Annotated in this window: 1 pseudogene; it reads left to right on the top strand. The window is 64.6% G+C overall.

Annotated features, from left to right (window positions below):
* Positions 1–1,010 (top strand): annotated as a pseudogene (locus EN884_RS36930) (MFS transporter); the annotation flags it as partial.

Raw genomic sequence — 1,010 nt, 5'->3', positions numbered from 1 at the left:
TTCGTGGCCGGCATCGCGCTGTTCATCCTCGCTTCGCTGCCTGTGCGCTGGCGCCGAATGCAATTGTGCTGATCGCATTTCGCGCGTTGCAGGGCATCGGTGCGGCAATCATGGTGCCTGGCAGCCTCGCCATCATCGCCAAGGCCTACCCGAAGAAAGAACGCGGCCGTGCTATCGGCATCTGGGCGGCGGCTTCGGCGCTGACCACGGCACTTGGCCCGGTGTTCGGCGGCTTCGTGCTGTCGGCCTTCGGTGACGGCATCTGGCGGGCGATCTTCGCCATCAACCTGCCGCTGGGCTTGATTTCGATCTGGCTTCTGCTGGCCAAGGTTCCGGCCGATGTGCCGACGGAGAAACGCAGCCTGGATCTCGGCGGTGCAGCGCTCGCGACATTGGCTTTCGGTGCGCTTGCCTATGGGCTGACCTCGATGAGCGCCAGCGGCGAGGGCCTCATGGCAGGGCCGAGCATTGCCGCCGGCGTCGTATTGCTGGCTGTCTTCATCGTCTTCGAGCTTCGGCAGCGCGAGCCGATGATCGACCTCAGCCTGTTTCGCGTCGGTGCTTTCGCCGGCGCCAATGTGGCGACGTTCTTCCTCTATTTTGCGCTGTCGGCCAACCTTTTCTATCTGCCAATGCTGCTGATCGCCGGCTGGGGCCTGAGCACGGCCGAGGTCGGCTTCATCTTCCTGCCCTTGTCGGCATCGATCGCGCTTTTGTCGGGACCTGTCGGCAAGCTGTCGGACCGGATCGGACCGCGTTTTCCGATCGCCTGCGGCAGCCTGGTCGTGGCTTTTGCGTTTGCCGGGCTGGCCTTGCTCACCTACGCCGGCATCCACAATTTCTGGACCGGAACATTCCCGCTGATGGGGCTGATGGGGCTCGGCATGGCTCTGGTCGTGTCGCCCTTGTCGACCGCGATCATGACGGCGGTGGAGGACAAGGACACGGGGGCGGCCTCCGGCATCAACAATGCCGTCTCACGCATCGGCGGTCTGATCGCGGGGGCGGCG

The sequence above is a fragment of the Mesorhizobium sp. M7A.F.Ca.AU.001.01.1.1 genome (genome assembly GCF_004022735.1).
Classification (GTDB): Bacteria; Pseudomonadota; Alphaproteobacteria; order Rhizobiales; family Rhizobiaceae; genus Mesorhizobium; species Mesorhizobium ciceri.
The sequence above is the reverse complement of the archived record's forward strand: the minus strand, read 5'-3'. Positions and strand labels throughout refer to the sequence as shown.